Source organism: Streptomyces milbemycinicus, assembly GCF_002154605.1.
Taxonomy (GTDB): domain Bacteria; phylum Actinomycetota; class Actinomycetes; order Streptomycetales; family Streptomycetaceae; genus Streptomyces; species Streptomyces milbemycinicus.
This window is the reverse complement of sequence record NZ_MUNE01001065.1, coordinates 1-816: the sequence shown is the minus strand read 5'-3', so window position 1 is coordinate 816 and position 816 is coordinate 1. Positions and strand designations below refer to the sequence as shown.

Here is an 816-nt window from a genome sequence, read left to right as displayed (position 1 = left end):
AGGGCGTCGGCGCCGACGCCCCGCAGCCCCTCCCGCAGCTCCGCGACCCCGGGGGCGCCGAGCAGGCCGCGCAGCCCCTCCGCCCCGCCGCCGTCAGGCCGCCGCAGCGCGTCCAGAGCGCGGCGGCGCAGGGTGCTGGGGATGGTGAGACCGGGGGCGGGTTCGGTGGCCGGCATGATGCGGGCGAGCGCGGTCCGGACGTCTTCCGGGGTGCCGGTGCCGGCACCGCCGGACGTCGGCGTCGCCTGGGGCGGAAGGTCCCGTACGGCGTTCCGCCACTGTTCGGCCAGTTCCGCCTCGCCCCGGGCGGCCAACTGCTCCGGAACCCCCGCCGCCGCGGCCGCCGCGCGCAGCACCAGCCCACGCCCGTTCTCCAGCGCCTCCACCGCCTCGGCGACCCGCCCGTCCACAGCCGCCCACTGAGCGGCGAGCAGGCCGCGGCTGGACCCCGCCCGGGCCACTTCGAGGCCGTGTTCGGCGCCGAGTTGCAGCAGGACGTCCTCGGCGAGCATCCGCAGCGACTCCTGCGCGGTGGTGACGGCGGCGGCGAGGTCGCCGCGCTCCCGGTCGCCGCGCAGGTGGTACGCCTCGGCCAGGTCCCACAGCACCTTCTGGCCGATCTCCGGACTGGTGCGGTCGGTGAGGTCGCGGCGGGCCTGTTCCAGCTCGCCGATGGCCTCATCCAGGACGGAACCATCACCGGTCGACCTGTGGACGGCCAGCAGCGCGTAGACGAGGGCCTGCCGGATACGGACGTGCCAGTCGGCCGTCGAAGCGGGGCCCTCCAGGGCCCGCCGGGCCCTGGAGGGCCCCGCT

Annotated in this window: 1 pseudogene; it reads right to left on the bottom strand. The window is 77.3% G+C overall.

Annotation, left to right across the window (positions count from 1 at the left end):
- Positions 1–816: pseudogene (locus CCN51_RS51010) on the bottom strand (CHAT domain-containing protein); the annotation flags it as partial.